Source organism: Shewanella sp. ECSMB14102 (genome assembly GCF_000813075.1).
GTDB lineage: Bacteria > Pseudomonadota > Gammaproteobacteria > Enterobacterales > Shewanellaceae > Shewanella > Shewanella indica.
Window position 1 is genome coordinate 41,616 of the sequence record NZ_JWGX01000013.1, and the last position, 16,279, is coordinate 57,894.

General features: G+C 55.6%; 14 protein-coding genes. 5 read left to right on the forward strand and 9 right to left on the reverse strand.

The window, feature by feature from the left end; genetic code table 11:
* Positions 1–40: 40 nt before the first annotated feature.
* The 8 genes from RC73_RS05640 to RC73_RS05675 form a co-directional block, all read right to left on the reverse strand.
* Complete coding sequence (locus RC73_RS05640; RefSeq protein WP_039033739.1) at positions 41–697, reverse strand: CoA transferase subunit B; 657 nt, start codon at positions 695–697, stop codon at positions 41–43.
* A 15-nt stretch (positions 698–712) separates the two neighbouring features.
* Positions 713–1,414, reverse strand: a complete 702-nt coding sequence (locus tag RC73_RS05645) for a CoA transferase subunit A (RefSeq protein ID WP_039033740.1) — start codon at positions 1,412–1,414, stop codon at positions 713–715.
* A 64-nt stretch (positions 1,415–1,478) separates the two neighbouring features.
* The gene (locus RC73_RS05650) at positions 1,479–2,369 is read right to left on the reverse strand and encodes a hydroxymethylglutaryl-CoA lyase (RefSeq protein WP_039033741.1); all 891 of its coding nucleotides are present in this window, start codon (positions 2,367–2,369) and stop codon (positions 1,479–1,481) included.
* 2 nt (positions 2,370–2,371) lie between these two features.
* Complete coding sequence (locus RC73_RS05655) at positions 2,372–4,429, reverse strand: acetyl/propionyl/methylcrotonyl-CoA carboxylase subunit alpha (RefSeq protein ID WP_039033742.1); 2,058 nt, start codon at positions 4,427–4,429, stop codon at positions 2,372–2,374.
* Between the two features lie 13 nt (positions 4,430–4,442).
* The gene (locus RC73_RS05660) at positions 4,443–5,297 is read right to left on the reverse strand and encodes an enoyl-CoA hydratase-related protein (protein ID WP_039033799.1); all 855 of its coding nucleotides are present in this window, start codon (positions 5,295–5,297) and stop codon (positions 4,443–4,445) included.
* Between the two features lie 11 nt (positions 5,298–5,308).
* A complete protein-coding gene (locus RC73_RS05665; protein ID WP_025009397.1) occupies positions 5,309–6,916 on the reverse strand; it encodes a carboxyl transferase domain-containing protein in 1,608 nt (535 codons plus the stop codon).
* 68 nt (positions 6,917–6,984) lie between these two features.
* The gene (locus tag RC73_RS05670) at positions 6,985–8,154 is read right to left on the reverse strand and encodes an isovaleryl-CoA dehydrogenase (RefSeq protein ID WP_039033743.1); all 1,170 of its coding nucleotides are present in this window, start codon (positions 8,152–8,154) and stop codon (positions 6,985–6,987) included.
* Between the two features lie 60 nt (positions 8,155–8,214).
* Positions 8,215–8,622, reverse strand: coding sequence for a MerR family transcriptional regulator (locus tag RC73_RS05675; RefSeq protein WP_025009395.1), 408 nt, complete (start codon positions 8,620–8,622; stop codon positions 8,215–8,217).
* A gap of 391 nt (positions 8,623–9,013) precedes the next feature.
* On the opposite strand from RC73_RS05675, the gene RC73_RS05680 reads away from it, so the two are divergent.
* From RC73_RS05680 to gndA, 3 genes are all read left to right on the forward strand, one after another.
* Complete coding sequence (locus RC73_RS05680) at positions 9,014–10,930, forward strand: propionyl-CoA synthetase (RefSeq protein ID WP_039033744.1); 1,917 nt, start codon at positions 9,014–9,016, stop codon at positions 10,928–10,930.
* Positions 10,931–11,221: 291 nt separating this feature from the next.
* Positions 11,222–11,536: a quaternary ammonium compound efflux SMR transporter SugE gene (gene sugE, locus RC73_RS05685; RefSeq protein ID WP_039033745.1), complete on the forward strand. Its 315-nt coding sequence runs from the start codon at positions 11,222–11,224 to the stop codon at positions 11,534–11,536.
* A 157-nt stretch (positions 11,537–11,693) separates the two neighbouring features.
* Positions 11,694–13,232, forward strand: coding sequence for an NADP-dependent phosphogluconate dehydrogenase (gndA, locus tag RC73_RS05690; protein ID WP_039033746.1), 1,539 nt, complete (start codon positions 11,694–11,696; stop codon positions 13,230–13,232).
* Between the two features lie 110 nt (positions 13,233–13,342).
* Here gndA and RC73_RS05695 read toward each other — a convergent pair whose 3' ends face one another.
* Entirely contained in the window at positions 13,343–14,218 is an 876-nt protein-coding gene (locus tag RC73_RS05695; RefSeq protein ID WP_039033747.1) for a 1,4-dihydroxy-2-naphthoate polyprenyltransferase, read from the reverse strand.
* A 233-nt stretch (positions 14,219–14,451) separates the two neighbouring features.
* On the opposite strand from RC73_RS05695, the gene RC73_RS05700 reads away from it, so the two are divergent.
* Together RC73_RS05700 and tesB are read left to right on the forward strand one after the other, a co-directional pair.
* Positions 14,452–15,336: an SDR family NAD(P)-dependent oxidoreductase gene (locus RC73_RS05700; RefSeq protein ID WP_052248016.1), complete on the forward strand. Its 885-nt coding sequence runs from the start codon at positions 14,452–14,454 to the stop codon at positions 15,334–15,336.
* A gap of 70 nt (positions 15,337–15,406) precedes the next feature.
* A complete protein-coding gene (gene tesB, locus RC73_RS05705) occupies positions 15,407–16,270 on the forward strand; it encodes an acyl-CoA thioesterase II (protein WP_039033748.1) in 864 nt (287 codons plus the stop codon).
* Positions 16,271–16,279: the final 9 nt, after the last annotated feature.

Genomic DNA, 16,279 nt, shown 5'->3' on the forward strand with positions numbered 1-16,279 from the left:
GCCTATTGTGAGTGATAATAGGCCTCAGAGACTTAATTTCTTACAAGGCCATCTCTGGCACATGTTCCGGGACAATAAGCTTGCCGGCGGTTTTGGCAACTATCTCCTCGACACTCACACCTGGTGCCCGCTCCAGCAGGTGGAAGGCGCCGTCCTTGATTTCGATAAAGGCCAGGTCTGTCAGTACCCGCTTGATGCAGCCATAACCCGTGAGCGGCAACTCGCATTTACTCAGCAGTTTGGAGTTGCCGTGTTTGTCGGCGTGCATCATGGTGACTATGATATTGTCGGCGCCGGCCACCAAGTCCATGGCGCCGCCCATGCCTTTAACCAGCTTGCCGGGGATCATCCATGAGGCGATAGAGCCTTGGACATCCACCTCGAACGCGCCCAGTACCGTGAGATCCACATGCCCGCCACGGATCATGGCGAAGCTCTCGGCGCTGGAGAAGAAAGACGCGCCTTTGACGGCGGTAACGGTTTGCTTGCCGGCGTTGATCAGATCCGGATCTATAGTGTCTTCGGTGGGGAATTCACCCATGCCCAAGAGGCCGTTTTCCGATTGCAGCATCACCTGCATACCCTCGGGGATATAGTTGGCCACCAGAGTCGGGATACCTATCCCCAGATTGACGTAGTAACCGTCTTTGAGTTCCTTGGCGACGCGTTGGGCCAGTTGTTCTCTTGAAAGTGCCATTTTGCTCTCCTGCCCTTATGCCTGTTTGACTGTGCGCTGTTCGATACGCTTCTCGAACACACCCTTGATGACGCGATCCACATAGATGCCCGGGGTGTGGATATGATCCGGGTCCAGCTCACCCGGCTCGACTATCTCTTCCACTTCCACCACAGTGATCTTGCCGGCGGTGGCCATCATGGGGTTGAAGTTGGCGGCTGTCTTGCGAAATACCAGGTTACCCATGGTATCGGCCTTCCAGGCGCGGATCAGCGCGAAGTCGGCGGTCAGAGCATCTTCCAGCACATAGTGGCGGCCATTGATTTCGCGGGTCTCTTTGCCATCGGCCACAGGGGTGCCGTAGCCGGTGGCGGTAAAAAAGGCGGGGATCCCGGCGCCGCCGGCGCGGATCTTCTCCGCCAGAGTGCCTTGCGGAGTGAGGATCACATTGAGCTCGCCACTGAGCATCTGCCGCTCAAAGGTGGCGTTTTCACCCACATAGGAGGCGATCATTGTGCTTATCTGCTTATGTTGCAGCAGCAGCCCCAGCCCGAAGTCGTCTACCCCGGCGTTGTTGGAGATGGCGGTCAGGCCGCTGACACCCAGCTTGACCATTTGATTGATAAGGCCTTCGGGAATGCCGCAAAGGCCGAAACCACCCACCATGACTGTCATATCATTGGTGAGACCTGCGAGCGCTTCGTCGTAGCTGCCGACGACTTTATTGAGTCCTGCCATAGTGATGTCCTTGCTGTTTATTATCTGTCGTTATACTGCTTATCTGTTGTGCCGCCTGGAGCCCTTAATCTCCCAGGGCTCTGGCTACTTTTGAACCGGTTTGCCGGCCAAGCTGCTGGCTTATCTGCCGTCCGGCCCGGGCCAGTTTGTTGAGATCTATGCCTGTGTCTATACCCATACCATGCAGCATATAGACAAGATCTTCACTGGCCAGATTACCGGATGCGCCTTTGGCATAGGGGCAGCCACCGAGTCCGGCGACCGAGGTATCTATTACACTGACGCCGGTTTCCAGGCAGGCGAGAATGTTGGCCAGCGCCTGACCATAGGTATCATGGAAGTGTAGCGCCAAGCGCTCTACCGGTACTCGCTCGGCCACTGTTTCCAGCATTTTGCGGGCCTTGAGCGGTGTACCTACGCCTATGGTGTCGCCGAGGGATATTTCATAGCAGCCCAATTGATGCAGAATGTCGGCGACCCGAGCCACTTCTGCCGGGGCGATTTCACCATCATAGGGGCAACCCAGTACGCAGGAAACATAGCCGCGAACCCGAACGCCTTGCTCCTTGGCCCGGCTCAGCAGGGGCTCGAAGCGGGCGATGGACTCTTCGATGGAGCAGTTGATGTTCTTCTGGCTGAAGCCTTCGGAGGCGGCGGCAAATACCGCCACTTCATCGGCGCCGGCATCCAGCGCCAACTCCAGGCCCTTGAGATTGGGAGTCAGGGCGCTGTAGCAGACGCCGGTGCGGCGTGAAATGCCGCGCAGCACCTCGCCCGAGTCTGCCATTTGCGGTACCCACTTGGGCGATACAAAGCTGGCGGCTTCGATGCGCTTCACCCCGGCATCGGCCAGGGCTTCAACCAGGGCTATCTTGGCTTGAGTGCTGACCGAGGTTTCATTTTGCAGGCCGTCTCTTGGGCCCACTTCAAACAGGCTTACCTTGGGAGGCAGCATTTTTAAGCCTCCTTGAGTTGTTCGCTGAGCTCCAGCAACTGGGCGCCATCGCTGACCAGTTCGCCGGGCTGGAAGAAAAACTCACTCACAGTGCCATCGAAAGGCGCGGCTATGGTGTATTCCATCTTCATCGCTTCCATCACCATCAGCCCTTGGCCGGCCTTAACGTTATCGCCTACAGCCACCAGGTGGGTGACTATGGTGCCGTTCATCGGCGCCTTGAGCAGATCGGCGTGGTTGGCCTGCTCCTCTTCCAGTTCATTCTGAATGGCGCGGAAATGACAGGCGCTAAGCTCGCCGGAGCGGCCAAGCAGGGTAAAGTCCATACCCTGGCGGCTGATTCGCTGGCTGCTGATATGCCCATCGACCATACAGCGAAGCGTGTCACCACCGGCCTCATCTGTGCTCAACTCGCCTTCGATAACCAGGGTTTGACCATCCAGTGTCAGTTGCCAGCTATCGGCTTTGGCCAGCTCAGTCAGCTGCAGGTGATGAATATGGTGTTCATCGTCCATCAGGGCAATATCGTGGCGCTTGGCGCTGTTGAGTCTAAAGCCATTGGCGCTGCCCCAGGGCGAGGATGGGTCCTGACTGTTTGTCTGTTTGGCCCGGGAGTCGCGTTTGCGCCACAGCATTTCATACAGTGCGGCTTTGGCCAGCAGCGGCAAGGGCAGAGTGCTGTCTTTCGCTTGAGGCAGCAGCTGTGCTTGATAGCGCTCAATAAAATCTGTGCTGAAGTCGGCGCTGGCAAAGGCCGGGTGAGCGGCGATTTTTCCCAGGAAACCGATATTGTGTTTCAGGCCGGTGAGCTGGAAGTCATCCAAAGCCCTTTGCAGGCGCTGCAGCGCTCTTGGGCGTGATTCATCCCAGACAATCAGTTTGGCTATCATGGGGTCGTAGAAGTTGGAGATTTCATCGCCTTCACGAACCCCTGAGTCGATACGTACATGGCGCGATGACTTGGGCTCGCGCAGGAAGTTGAGCTTGCCGCTGGCGGGCAGGAAGTCGTTATCCGGATCTTCGGCATAAATTCGCACTTCAAAAGCATGGCCCTTAATGGCAACTTGCTCCTGAGTCAGGGGCAGAGGCTCTCCGGCAGCGACCAGAAGTTGCCAGTGCACCAGATCTGTCCCTGTCACCAGTTCGGTAACCGGATGCTCTACCTGCAAACGGGTATTCATCTCCATAAAGAAGAAGCTGCCGTCTTCCTCTGTGGCATGGGTGTCCAGCAGAAACTCGACCGTGCCTGCACCCACATAGTCGATGGCGCGGGCGGCAGCCACGGCGGCTTCACCCATGCGGCGGCGCAGGGCGTCGCTGAGGCCGGGGGCCGGCGCTTCCTCCACCACTTTCTGGTGGCGGCGCTGAATCGAGCAGTCCCTGTCTGACAGATAAATGACATTGCCTTGGGTGTCGGCAAATACCTGTACTTCCACATGGCGCGGCTGCTCCAGATAACGCTCCATCAACAGCTTGTCATTGCCAAAACTGGAGGCGGCTTCACGGCGGGCCGAGTCGATGGCCGACTTGACTTCCGTCAGGCTGCGGACAATCCGCATTCCCTTGCCGCCGCCACCGAAGGCGGCCTTGATCAGCAGCGGGAAACCGATTTTTTCGGCTTCACTGAGCAGCACTTCATCGCTCTGGTCATCACCGTGATAGCCGGGCACCAGCGGCACTCCGGCGCGGCCTATGATGAGTTTGGCGGCGCTCTTGCTGCCCATGGCTTCTATGGAATCGGCCTTGGGACCGATAAAAGCGATATTGGCCCGTTCACAGGCGGCGGCAAAACCGGCGTTTTCCGACAGAAAACCATAACCCGGGTGGATCGCCTCGGCGCCACAGGCCTTGGCGATATCGATGATGGCATCGCCCCTGAGGTAGGAGTCGGCAGGCGCCGAACCCCCCAGATAAAAGGCTTCATCGGCCATAGCCACGTGGGCGGCATGGCGATCGGCATCCGAGAACAGTGCGACAGTGCGCACTCCCAATGACCTGGCGGTACGTATGATGCGACAGGCAATTTCGCCGCGGTTGGCAATCAGAATCTTGTTGAACATCTTACATCCTTCCTTAGTCACGGCGCTGTGGCGGGTTTGAGCTATTGCCTGGATTGCAACTGGAGTTGTTGCCCGAATTGTCACTTGAGCCTTGCCAGCTCGGCGGGCGTTTTTCGAAAAAGGCGTTCAGCCCTTCCTGGCCTTCAGCAGACACCCGGATCCGGGCGATGGCCTCGCCGGTGAGCGCCAGCGTCTGTTCATCTATCAGTCCGTGGCGGATATCGCTTATCAGCTGTTTGCACCAGTTGAGCGCCTGCGGACTGTTGCCCAGCAGCGACTCGATAAAGGGCGCGGCGGCGACCTCGAGATCGTCTGCTACCTGATGCACCAGTTGCAAAGTTTTGGCGGCTTCGGCATCGAAACGCTCTGCGGTCAACATATAGCGTCTCGCCTGACGCTCGCCCATGGCGCGGCGCACATAGGGGCTGATAACCGCCGGGATCAGGCCAAGCTTCACCTCTGACAGGCAAAAGCTGGCCTTGGGTGTTGCTATGGCGATATCACAGCAACACACCAGCCCCAGCGCTCCGCCAAAGGCCGCGCCCTGTACCAGGGCCAATGACGGCTTGGGGAATTGATCCAGGGTTGCCATCAACCGGGCCAACTCGGCGGCGTCTTTGAGGTTGTCGTCAAAGTCCATCGCCGCCTGTTTGCGCATCCAGTTCAGGTCGGCGCCGGCGCTGAAATGTTTGCCGTTGGCTTTCAGCAGCAGCACCCGGCAGGCGGGATCCCGGGCCAGGGACTCCAGCGCATCAATGAGCTCGGCAATCATCACTTCATCGAAGGCGTTGGCCAGCTGCGGGCGATTCATCACCAGGGATGAAACGCCGCGGGAGTCGGTGGTTAAGGTCAGATATTGATAATCCATACCGGCCTCCATTACATGCGGAACACGCCGAAACGTGTGTCCTCTATGGGCGCATTCAGCGCCGCCGACAATGCCAGGCCAACCACATCACGGGTCTGGGCCGGGTCGATAATGCCATCGTCCCACAAGCGGGCGCTGGCATGGTAGGGATGCCCTTCTTTATCGTATTGGGCTATCACCGGAGCCTTGAAGGCGGCTTCTTCCTCGGCGCTCATGGTCTGCCCCTTGCGGGCCAGGCCGTCTTTACGCACTGTGGCCAGCACTCCGGCGGCCTGTTCACCCCCCATGACTGAGATGCGGGCGTTGGGCCACATCCACATCATGGTGGGTTCAAAGGCGCGGCCGCACATGCCGTAGTTACCGGCGCCGTAGGAGCCGCCAATGATCACGGTAAACTTGGGCACAGTGGCGCAGGATACTGCGGTCACCATCTTGGCGCCGTGTTTGGCTATGCCTTCATGCTCATATTTCTTGCCGACCATAAAGCCGGTAATGTTTTGCAAAAACAGCAGCGGGATCTTGCGCTGGCAGCAAAGCTCGATGAAGTGAGCGCCTTTTTGCGCCGACTCGGAAAACAGAATGCCGTTGTTGGCCACTATGCCAACCGGGTAGCCATGAATACGGGCAAAACCGCATACCAGAGTGGCACCATAACCGGCCTTGAACTCGTCGAAGTCTGAGTCATCGACGATGCGGGCAATCACTTCTTTGACATCGAAGGGCTTTTTCAAGTCGGTGCCGACTATGCCGTAGAGCTCATGAATATCGTACTTGGGCGGCTTTACCTGGCTCAGTGTCTGGGCAATCTGCTTTTGGTGATTGAGGCGGGAGACGGCATTGCGGGCCAGCTCCAGCGCGTGGTCGTCGTTTTGCGCCAGATGATCGGCCACACCGCTTATCTTGGTGTGTACCTCGGCGCCGCCGAGCTCTTCGGCACTGACCTCTTCACCTGTGGCGGCTTTCACCAGCGGCGGGCCGGCCAAAAAGATGGTGCCCTGTTCACGGACAATAATCGACTCATCGGCCATCGCCGGCACATAGGCGCCACCTGCGGTGCACAGGCCCATGACCACGGCGATTTGCGGGATCCCTTTGGAGGACATGCGGGCCTGATTGAAGAAGATGCGGCCGAAGTGATCCCTGTCCGGAAACACTTCATCCTGGCGCGGCAGGTTGGCACCGCCCGAGTCCACCAGATAGATGCAAGGCAGGTGACAGCGTTCGGCTATCTCCTGAGCGCGCAGGTGTTTTTTCACCGTTAGCGGGTAGTAAGTGCCACCTTTGACCGTGGCGTCGTTGGCGATAATCATGCACTCGACTCCGCTGACCCGGCCGATCCCGGCTATGATGCCGGCGGCGGGCACTTCCTCGTCATAGACTTCGAAGGCGGCAAACTGGCTCAGTTCCAGAAATGGCGAGCCGGGATCCAGAAGTTTCTCTACCCGGGTACGCGGCGCCAGTTTACCGCGGGACAGATGGCGCTCCATGGCCACAGGGCCACCGCCTTCGACTATCTTGTTGAGTTTTTGTTGGACATCGGCCACCAGGTGGGACATGGCGGCTTGTTTTTCCCTGAATTCATCGCTGCGGGCGTTGATTCTACTGCTGATTTGAGGCACGGCTTGTCATCCTTTTCGACTGAATGGGGGAGCGTGAAGGGCCGCTTGAACGGCCCCGGCATTCGCCATTACTTGGTTTCGTTGAACAGCTCTCGGCCGATGAGCATGCGGCGGATTTCCGAAGTACCGGCGCCGATTTCATAGAGCTTGGCATCGCGTAGTAGGCGACCTGTAGCGTATTCATTGATATAGCCGTTGCCGCCCAGCAGCTGAATGGCGTCCAGTGCCATCTTGGTGGCGAGCTCGGCGCTGTAGAGAATGGCTCCGGCGGCATCTTTACGTGTGGTTTCGCCGCGATCGCAGGACTTGGCGACGTTATAGATATAGGACTTGGCGGCATTCATGCCTGTGTACATGTCGGCCAGTTTGCCCTGCACCAGTTGGAATTCGCCGATGGATTTGCCGAACTGCACCCGCTCGTGCATATAGGGCATCACTATGTCCATGCAGGCGGTCATTATCCCAAGAGGGCCGCCGCTGAGCACCACCCGCTCGTAGTCGAGGCCGCTCATCAGTACCTTCACACCCTGGTTGAGGCCGCCGAGAATATTTTCTTCCGGGACTTCGCAGTCTTCGAATACCAGTTCACAGGTGTTGGAGCCGCGCATTCCCAGCTTGTCGAGCTTCTGTGCCTGGGAGAAGCCTTTGAAGCCGCGCTCGACGATAAAGGCAGTGATCCCGTGCGGGCCCTTGTCCAAGTCGGTTTTGGCATAAATCACATAGGTGTGGGCATCCGGGCCATTGGTGATCCACATCTTGTTGCCGTTGAGAATGTAACGGTCGCCTTCCTTGCGGGCATGCAGCTTCATGGAAACCACGTCCGAACCTGAGTTGGGTTCACTCATCGCCAGTGCGCCTATATGTTCGCCGCTGACCAGCTTGGGCAGATATTTTTCTTTCTGGGCCTGATTGCCGTTGCGGTTTATCTGGTTGACGCACAGGTTGGAGTGGGCGCCGTAGGACAAACCTATGGACGCCGACGCGCGGGAGATCTCTTCCATGGCGACGACGTGCGCCAGATAACCCATGTTGGCACCGCCGAACTCTTCGGGGACTGTGATCCCAAGCAGCCCCATGTCGCCGAACTGAGGCCAAAGCTCATTGGGGAAGGCGTTGTCCTGATCCACCTTGGCGGCAATGGGGGCAATTTCATTGGCGGCGAAACCGTTGACTGCATCCCGCAGCATATCGATTTCTTCACCGAGTCCAAAGTTGAGGCTTGAGTAGAGAGAGTTCATTGGCTTGATGTCCTGTAAGTTAATATTTTTATTTTATTATTATGGTGTTTGGTCAATGGCTCAGGCTTTTTCCTGCTCCATGTCATCCAGCGCCTGACGACACTGAAGTTCGGCAGAATTGAGTTCCATCAACACCACCTTGATATCGTCCATCTGCTGTTGCAGTGAGGTCTTTTTTTCCTCAATCAGGGCCAACATGGTATTGAGCTGTGCATGGCTGCTCTTGTCGGCATCGTAGAGTTCAAACAGTCGGCGGGTTTCCGCCAGGGAAAAGCCCAGACGCTTGCCGCGCAGAATAAGTTTCAGTCTGACTCTGTCCTTGAGACTGTAGATACGGGTCTGGCCACGACGCCTGGGTTTGAGCAGCCCCTGATCTTCATAGAAGCGGATGCTGCGGGTGGTGATATCAAATTCCTTTGACAGATCACTGATGGAGTAAGTGGTTTGTGGATTGTGGTTTGCGCTCATCGATAACACCATAAAATTGAACCTGTTTGGCAAGATATATGAAGTTTACGTAAAGGTAAAGTTTGTTGTGGCATTTTGCGAGCAGCTTGGTGTCCACCGCCGCTGCCATCGGCCTTTGCCCGTATTGAAACACTTGCTTCAGTAACTTGTTTATTTGTCTTCCAATCTGGGTAACGGTACATGGCACCCTTCACTATGCATATTTGCATTCCAATCGTTTTGATGTCCGCTTCGGATGGACAGCAAAACTCTCGGAAGCCAAAAGGCGCAGTTCGAACGGGGTTTTAGGCTAACGTCTAATTGGGTACAAGACCAAAAAGGACTTTAATTGTCCCAGGAAGGAAGGGAACGCAGTGCCGTCGCAGAACGGCGTCCTTTGGGAGGACAGATAATGATAGATCCGGGTTTAGCCCTGCATAAGGCGTCACTCGAGGACAAAACACAGTTTTGGGGTGAGTGTGCCCGCGCCATAGATTGGCAACAGCCCTGGGAGCAGGTGCTGGATGAGAGTGAGGCGCCATTTTACCACTGGTTTCGCGGTGGCATGCTCAACACCTGCTACAACGCGGTGGATAGGCATGTGGCCGCCGGGCGCGGCGAACAGACCGCCATTCAATATGTCAGTCCGGTAACCGATACCGAGTACGGCATCAGCTATAACGAATTACAGCAGCAGGTGAGTCGCCTGGCGGGCTGGATGCAATCTGTCGGCATCAATAAGGGCGACAGAGTCGTTATCTATATGCCCATGGTGCCGGAAACCGTGTTTGCCATGCTGGCCTGTGCCCGCATAGGCGCCATACATTCAGTGGTTTTCGGCGGCTTTGCCGCCAATGAACTGGCAACCCGGATTAACGATGCCAAACCCAGATTGGTATTGTCTGCCTCTTGCGGCATAGAACCTTCAGGTGTTGTGCCTTATAAGCCCCTGCTGGACAAGGCGCTGGAACAGTCTGAGCACAAGGTGGAAAACTGCCTTATTCTCGGTCGCAGTCAGTATCAGGCCGAGTTGCAGCCAGGGCGGGATCATGACTGGCAGAGTGCTATCTGTCAGGCGACTCCTGCCGATTGTGTGGCGGTCGAAGCCACCCATCCCTTGTACATTCTCTACACCTCAGGCACCACAGGGCAGCCAAAGGGGGTTGTGCGTGATAATGGTGGTCATGCGGTAGCGCTGGCCTGGTCGATGAAGGCCATCTATGACATAGAACCAGGAGATGTCTTCTGGGCAGCCTCGGATGTGGGTTGGGTAGTGGGTCACTCCTATATTGTCTATGCACCGCTACTGGTAGGTGCCACCACCTTGCTGTTTGAAGGCAAACCTGTGGGCACCCCGGATCCCGGTACTTTTTGGCGCACCATAGCCAAGTACAAGGTCAAGAGTTTCTTTACCGCACCGACTGCGATTCGCGCTATCAAACGTGAGGACCCGGAGGCAAGCTATGTGGCTCAAAGTGACCTCTCTTGCCTGAAAAACGTGTTTCTGGCCGGCGAGCGTTGTGACCCGGATACCCTGAAGTGGGCGGCTGAGAAGCTGGCCAAGCCAGTAATAGATCACTGGTGGCAAACCGAAACCGGATGGGCCATTGCTGCCAACTTGATGGGGGTTGCCCCTATTCAGGTCAAAGCCGGGTCACCGGCAAGAGCCGTGCCCGGTTATCAGGTGGAAGTACTGGACGAAATGGGGGAGCAGGTGGCTCCCGGGCAGTCGGGCAATGTGGTTATCAAACTGCCTCTGCCGCCTGGAACCCTGACTACGCTGTGGCAAAATGATAAGCGCTACCATGACAGCTATCTGGCCATGTATCCCGGCTATTATCTCACCGGAGATGCCGGCTATATGGATGAAGAGGGCTATCTCTACATCATGAGTCGCATCGATGACATTATTAATGTGGCCGGTCATAGATTATCGACCGGGCGCTTTGAAGAGGTGCTTTGTCAGCACCCGGCGGTGGCTGAAGCGGCGGTTATCGGTGTGGAAGATAAGCTAAAGGGCCAGGTGCCGCTGGGGTTGGTGGTGCTCAAGATGGGCAATACCCTGAGTGAAGAACAGCTACACAAGGAGCTGGTGGCCCTGGTGCGCCAGGAAATAGGCCCGGTGGCGGCGTTCCGTTTGGTGAGCGCTGTACCCAAGTTGCCCAAGACCCGCTCCGGCAAGATACTGCGCGGCACCATGCGTAAAATTGCCGACAATCAGGAGTTCAAGGCGCCCGCGACCATAGAAGATCCCGCTACTCTGGATCTGGTACGCACCGCACTGACCCGTATGGGCTATGCCGATTCTCTGGTGAAAGAGCACGCCTGAGGCTGACTTTCTCCTTTTGCGCCTGCCGTCGGCAGGCGTTTTTTTAACTGTTTTTCATGTTGCAAAGGCGCGCCTCTTACACTTTGCCCTTTTAGTCGGCCTTTGCTAAGATGCCGCTGCTCCGTTCGGGGCAACAACAAGTAGTTACATACAAAGTAGTAGCATCCAAGTTTTACATTCAGGCTTGCAACTTAAGCTCACTATGTAGCCTTATCACTCTGGCCGCAGGGACGACCCTGTAAGCGCCTTTTCCACTATCGGGGACGACCCCTCTTAAAAAGGGACGGGTTCATGAACTGGTTACTCTTAATCCTCGCAGGTTTGTTTGAAATAGGTTGGGCCATAGGCCTTAAATATACCCAGGGTTTTACCAAGTTAATTCCGAGTCTGTTGACCTTGGGCGCTATGGCTATCAGTGTCGGTTTGCTTGGGCTGGCGACCAAGTCATTGCCTATAGGCACGGCTTACGGTGTTTGGGTAGGCATTGGCGCTATGGGCACGGCATTGGTGGGGATCTGGCTATTCGGCGAGAGTGCCAGTCTGATGAAAATCGGCAGTTTGCTGTTGATTTTTATTGGTGTTTTGGGACTGAAACTGGCTAATTGAACCCGGATGTTTGTCTGTTAATCGTGTTTTTCAAACAAGGTTATCGTCAAGGGCGGCTGGTAATTAACTTTCGTTAATCAGTATAATTAATCCACTCAAGGCCGGTTGTTGGCTCACAAAACGACCGGCTCCTCTGCTACCCGTGGAATTAATAACAATGCAAACCCACAAGCATCTTTCTGACATCGGGGTCATAGGCCTGGGTGTGATGGGCAAGAATCTCGCTCTCAATATCATAGATAACGGCTATCGGGTCGCGGCGTTCGATCTGGACAGTCGCAAAGTGATTGCTGCCGAAAACCAGGCCAAGATGGAAGTGACCGAGAGGGAACAATTGCTGTTTGGCTGTAATAATCTTACTGATTTGATGGGGAATTTAGCAACGCCGCGCATTCTGCTGCTGTCCATTCCGGCCGGTGCGGCAGTCGATGCCGTATGCCAATCCCTGCTCGATGCCGGAATTGAGCGCGAGGATATAGTCATAGATACGGGCAATAGCCTGTGGACAGACACCATAGCGCGGGAGCTGCGCTATCGCGATCAGTTTATCTTCTTCAGCTCCGCCGTATCCGGCGGTGAGGTGGGGGCCAGATTCGGGCCCTCGCTGATGCCCAGCGGCGATATCAAAGCCTGGGGGCGGGTTGCTCCTATTTGGCGGGCGATAGCTGCCAAGGTGGATGGTGACACCGGATTACCGTTGGAGCGATTCGAGCCCGGCAACCCGGTTACCCAAGGGGAGCCCTGCACGGCTTACATAGGCCCGGCCGGTAGCGGTCACTATGTGAAGATGGTGCACAACGGTATTGAATATGCCGATATGCAGTTGATTTGCGAGGCTTATCATCTGCTAAGCCAAGTGCTGGGTCTTGATGCCTACGCCATTGCCGAGGTATTCGAGCGCTGGAATAAAGGTGTGCTTTCCAGTTATCTGATGGAAATCAGCGCCGAGGTCTTGCGGCAACAGGACCCATTGAGCGGTAAGCCTCTGGTTGAGATGATCCTAGATAAGGCAGGGCAGAAGGGCACAGGCCTGTGGACGGCAGTTAGCAGCTTGCAGATAGGTTGCCCGGCGCCCACTATCGCCGAAGCGGTTTATGCCCGCGCCATCAGTACTCAAAAAGTTCTGCGCCAGAGTTTGGCTACCAAGCTGGCCGGTCCCGAAGCGCGAGACACTCAATCGGCGGCCCCGGACGAGCAACAAAGTTTTATTGATGGCTTGGAGAGTGCACTCTATTGCGCCAAGGTGAGCTGTTATGCCCAAGGGTTCCAGTTGATGGCGATGCAGGCTCAGGAGCAGGGATGGCAGCTGGATTTTGCCGCCATTGCCAGGATCTGGCGCGCCGGCTGTATTATTCGCGCCAGATTCCTGCAATCCATAGCCGCAGCCTACGACAAGGAGCCGGAATTGGCCAATTTGCTGTTGGCCGATGGCTTTGCTTCAACGCTTTCTACGCACCAGCAGGCATGGCGGCAAACGGTTGCCAAGGCGGTACTTGCGGGTGTGCCAGTGCCCTGCATCTCATCGGCGCTTTCCTACTACGACAGTTATCGCACCGAGACCTTGCCGGCCAACCTGTTACAGGGGCAACGGGACTTTTTCGGAGCACATAGTTTTGAGCGCATAGACCAAGCTGCCAACGAGCGTTATCACCTGGATTGGAGTGACCCCAAGCGGCCGCTGATTAAGCTGGATTGAGGGAAACCGGGTCGGGCAGAATACTATCACCGGCCAACAAAAAGGCTTCCAACTGCTTGGCAGTGGAAGCCTTTGCTATTTCTATCCCTTTGTTTATAGCTATCCCAGTGCTAAAGGGTAAACACCAAGCCTAAGCTGAACAGGGCGCTGAATATCATAGTCAGTTTGGCGGTGCGCCCCAGTAAAGGGTTTAATGCTGCGCCTGACTCCTGGATAAAATCACTGGACAGCTTGCGGGCCATCAGCAGCGCGAGGCCTGTCAGCAGCACAGGTAGCCCAGGTAGCAAGCCCAATAGGAAACCAGCGATAATCAGGCCGAAGGGTAAGTATACCAACGCCTGGTACAGCACCTTGGATTGGGCTTCACCTATACGTACCGCCAAAGTGCGCTTGCCGGCTTTCTCGTCAGTATAGATATCGCGGGTGTTGTTAACTAGGCAGATGGCGGCATTGAGCAGGCCCACGGCGCTACCCAAAATCCAGGCTGCAGTGCTGGTATCACCGGCCTGCAGATAGTAACTGCCGACAACGGCTACCAAGCCAAAGAAGATAAAGGCCGCCACTTCACCCAGGCCGTGTGAGGCCAACGGGTATGGGCCACCGCTGTAACCCAGGGCGCCCAAAATGGAAGCCGCCGCCAGGATGGCAATCGGCCAGCCACCGTGCCAGATGAGGAAAGACCCCACCGCCAATGCCAGCAATAGGCAAAAAATCATTGCATTACGCACTTTCAGCGGGTCGAGTAAGCCGCTCTGGGTGACCCTTATCGGCCCAAGTCGCTCTTCGGTATCTATACCATTTTTGAAATCAAAGTAGTCGTTGGCCAGGTTAACGGCAATCTGCAGTAACAGGGCACAGACCATAGATGCCACTGCAATGGTCCAACTAAAACTCTCCAGTTGCAGAGCCAGAATGTTGCCTATCAGCAAGGGTCCTATTGCCGCAGGCAAGGTGCGCGGCCGTGAGGCTAAAATCCAGGGATTCATCTTGTTAATTCTTCAGAGTTAAAGATGGGAAAACATGCTAAGGATACCAATTTTCCACTTGAAAGTTAGCACAATCGGATAAATGCATTTAACAGAGTTTGAGTCAGCGCACATTTGTACCCGTGCGGATTAAAAAAATGCAGCCATAATCAAATAACCTTAGGGGATTATGTGTTCTTATTGTTAAAGAATACCCGGTATTTCATGAGCTTATTACTAAAGCAGAGGTTAATATGATGGGGTTTGGGGGCAGGACAGCCCTTGTCAGCGGTGCCGCCTCGGGGTTGGGGCGCGCCTTTGCCATAGGTTTGGCTCAGCGTGGCGCCAGTCTGGCACTGCTGGACATAGACAGCTGTAAAGATACCTTGAATGCGATTTCTGCTTTGGGGGCCGATGCCAAAGCCTGGCACTGTGATGTTGCCAATGAGCAAGATGTTGCTTTGGTGCTGCAGGAAGCTTGTGACCACTTTGGCACCATAGAGTTGTTGGTGGCCTGTGCCGGGATCCATACCCCTTGCTCATTTGAAAAACTGACACCACAGCAGTGGCGACGGCAGTTGCAGGTGGATCTAGATGGCAGCTTCTTTCTCTGTCACGGCCTCTGGTCGCGAATGAAGGCACAGGAGTATGGCCGGATCCTTTTGTTGGGGGGTGTTAGTGGACTGTTTGGAGATCTTTTTGAAAGTGCCTGGGCTAGCGCCAAGATGGCTTTGTTTGGATTAACCAATAGTCTCAGTCGTGAAGGCGGCAATCATAACATCCGTGTCAACAGTCTCTATCCTTTGGCTACCACCCCTATGACGGAGCAACATCTGGCACTGCCGGTACAACCTTTATTTGGTTTGAGCGCACCATTGGCAGCCGGGTTGTTTCTGCTCAGTGAGCAGGCGCCCAATGGGCAACATTTGTTGGCTGCAGCAGGCAGTATCAGCCGGGTGAGAATAGCGCAGACAGAGCCGGGTTACTTTAATGCCGATGCTTGTACTCCTGAGCTTTTGGCCAGAGCCTGGCCAGAGTTGAGTGTGGCCACACCGCTGGGTTTCAGCGACAGCGGTGAGGCGCAAATTGTTAACTGGGCCAGACAAGCTGCCGCTGAGCATGATATAGAGATAGAGTAAAGTCATCTGGTCACGGAGGGCGGTTCTGGGTTAATCTTTGCGGTATATGTCAGCCAGTTAGTAGAGTTTTATGAGCCAGGTTTTAGATGATCTCTTGTCACTGCTCGCGCTTGAACAGATAGAAATCGGACTTTATCGGGGCCAGAGTCAGGATCTGGGTTTTGGTCATGTGTTTGGTGGTCAGGTCATGGGTCAGGCCCTCAGTGCCGCCCGTCGTACTGTGCCGCAAGAGCGCCAGGTGCACTCACTGCACTCCTATTTTTTACGTGCAGGCGATGAAAAGCTGCCGATAGTCTACGAAGTTGAAAATATGCGTGACGGTGGTAGTTTCAGCGCCCGTCAGGTGAAGGCGATTCAGAAAGGGCGGCCGATTTTCTACATGACTTGCTCCTTCCAGGAGCCGGAAGTTGGCTTCAGCCATCAGGCAGAAATGCCAGAGGTTCCCGGCCCAGAAGGGATACTCAATCAGCAGGAGTTGGCAATGACCATGAGGGATAAGGTGCCCTCCAGAATGCTGGAAAAGTTTATGGCCGATGCCCCCATTGAAATGCGCCTGGTCAATCCGCTTAACCCTGTAGCTCCGGCGGCCACTGAGCCCGTACGACATGTATGGATGCGGGCAAATGGTGCCTTGCCGCCCGAACATGAAATGCACGACTACCTATTGGCATACGCTTCGGATTTCAACTTTTTGGTGACAGCGGCTCAGCCTCATGGGGTGTCATTTTTGACCCCGGGGATGCGGATGGCCACTATAGATCACTCACTCTGGTTCCACCGACCTGTCAATATGGGGGAATGGCTGCTTTATGCCATAGAGAGTCCCAATGCCAGTGGCGGTCGGGGATATGTGCGAGGGCAATTCTTTAATCAACAGGGCGAGCTGGTGGCTTCTGCCACTCAGGAAGGCTTGATGAGAATGACCGCCAAATAAGGGAAAGCA

What these genes read in the sequence shown, in the direction of transcription:
- RC73_RS05640 (WP_039033739.1), bottom strand. Translation starts at nt 697, where the DNA reads ATGGCACTTTCAAGAGAACAACTGGCCCAACGCGTCGCCAAGGAACTC.
- RC73_RS05645 (WP_039033740.1), bottom strand. Translation starts at nt 1,414, where the DNA reads ATGGCAGGACTCAATAAAGTCGTCGGCAGCTACGACGAAGCGCTCGCA.
- RC73_RS05650 (WP_039033741.1), bottom strand. Translation starts at nt 2,369, where the DNA reads ATGCTGCCTCCCAAGGTAAGCCTGTTTGAAGTGGGCCCAAGAGACGGC.
- RC73_RS05655 (WP_039033742.1), bottom strand. Translation starts at nt 4,429, where the DNA reads ATGTTCAACAAGATTCTGATTGCCAACCGCGGCGAAATTGCCTGTCGC.
- RC73_RS05660 (WP_039033799.1), bottom strand. Translation starts at nt 5,297, where the DNA reads ATGGATTATCAATATCTGACCTTAACCACCGACTCCCGCGGCGTTTCA.
- RC73_RS05670 (WP_039033743.1), bottom strand. Translation starts at nt 8,154, where the DNA reads ATGAACTCTCTCTACTCAAGCCTCAACTTTGGACTCGGTGAAGAAATC.
- RC73_RS05675 (WP_025009395.1), bottom strand. Translation starts at nt 8,622, where the DNA reads ATGAGCGCAAACCACAATCCACAAACCACTTACTCCATCAGTGATCTG.
- RC73_RS05680 (WP_039033744.1), top strand. Translation starts at nt 9,014, where the DNA reads ATGATAGATCCGGGTTTAGCCCTGCATAAGGCGTCACTCGAGGACAAA.
- sugE (WP_039033745.1), top strand. Translation starts at nt 11,222, where the DNA reads ATGAACTGGTTACTCTTAATCCTCGCAGGTTTGTTTGAAATAGGTTGG.
- gndA (WP_039033746.1), top strand. Translation starts at nt 11,694, where the DNA reads ATGCAAACCCACAAGCATCTTTCTGACATCGGGGTCATAGGCCTGGGT.
- RC73_RS05695 (WP_039033747.1), bottom strand. Translation starts at nt 14,218, where the DNA reads ATGAATCCCTGGATTTTAGCCTCACGGCCGCGCACCTTGCCTGCGGCA.
- RC73_RS05700 (WP_052248016.1), top strand. Translation starts at nt 14,452, where the DNA reads ATGATGGGGTTTGGGGGCAGGACAGCCCTTGTCAGCGGTGCCGCCTCG.
- tesB (WP_039033748.1), top strand. Translation starts at nt 15,407, where the DNA reads ATGAGCCAGGTTTTAGATGATCTCTTGTCACTGCTCGCGCTTGAACAG.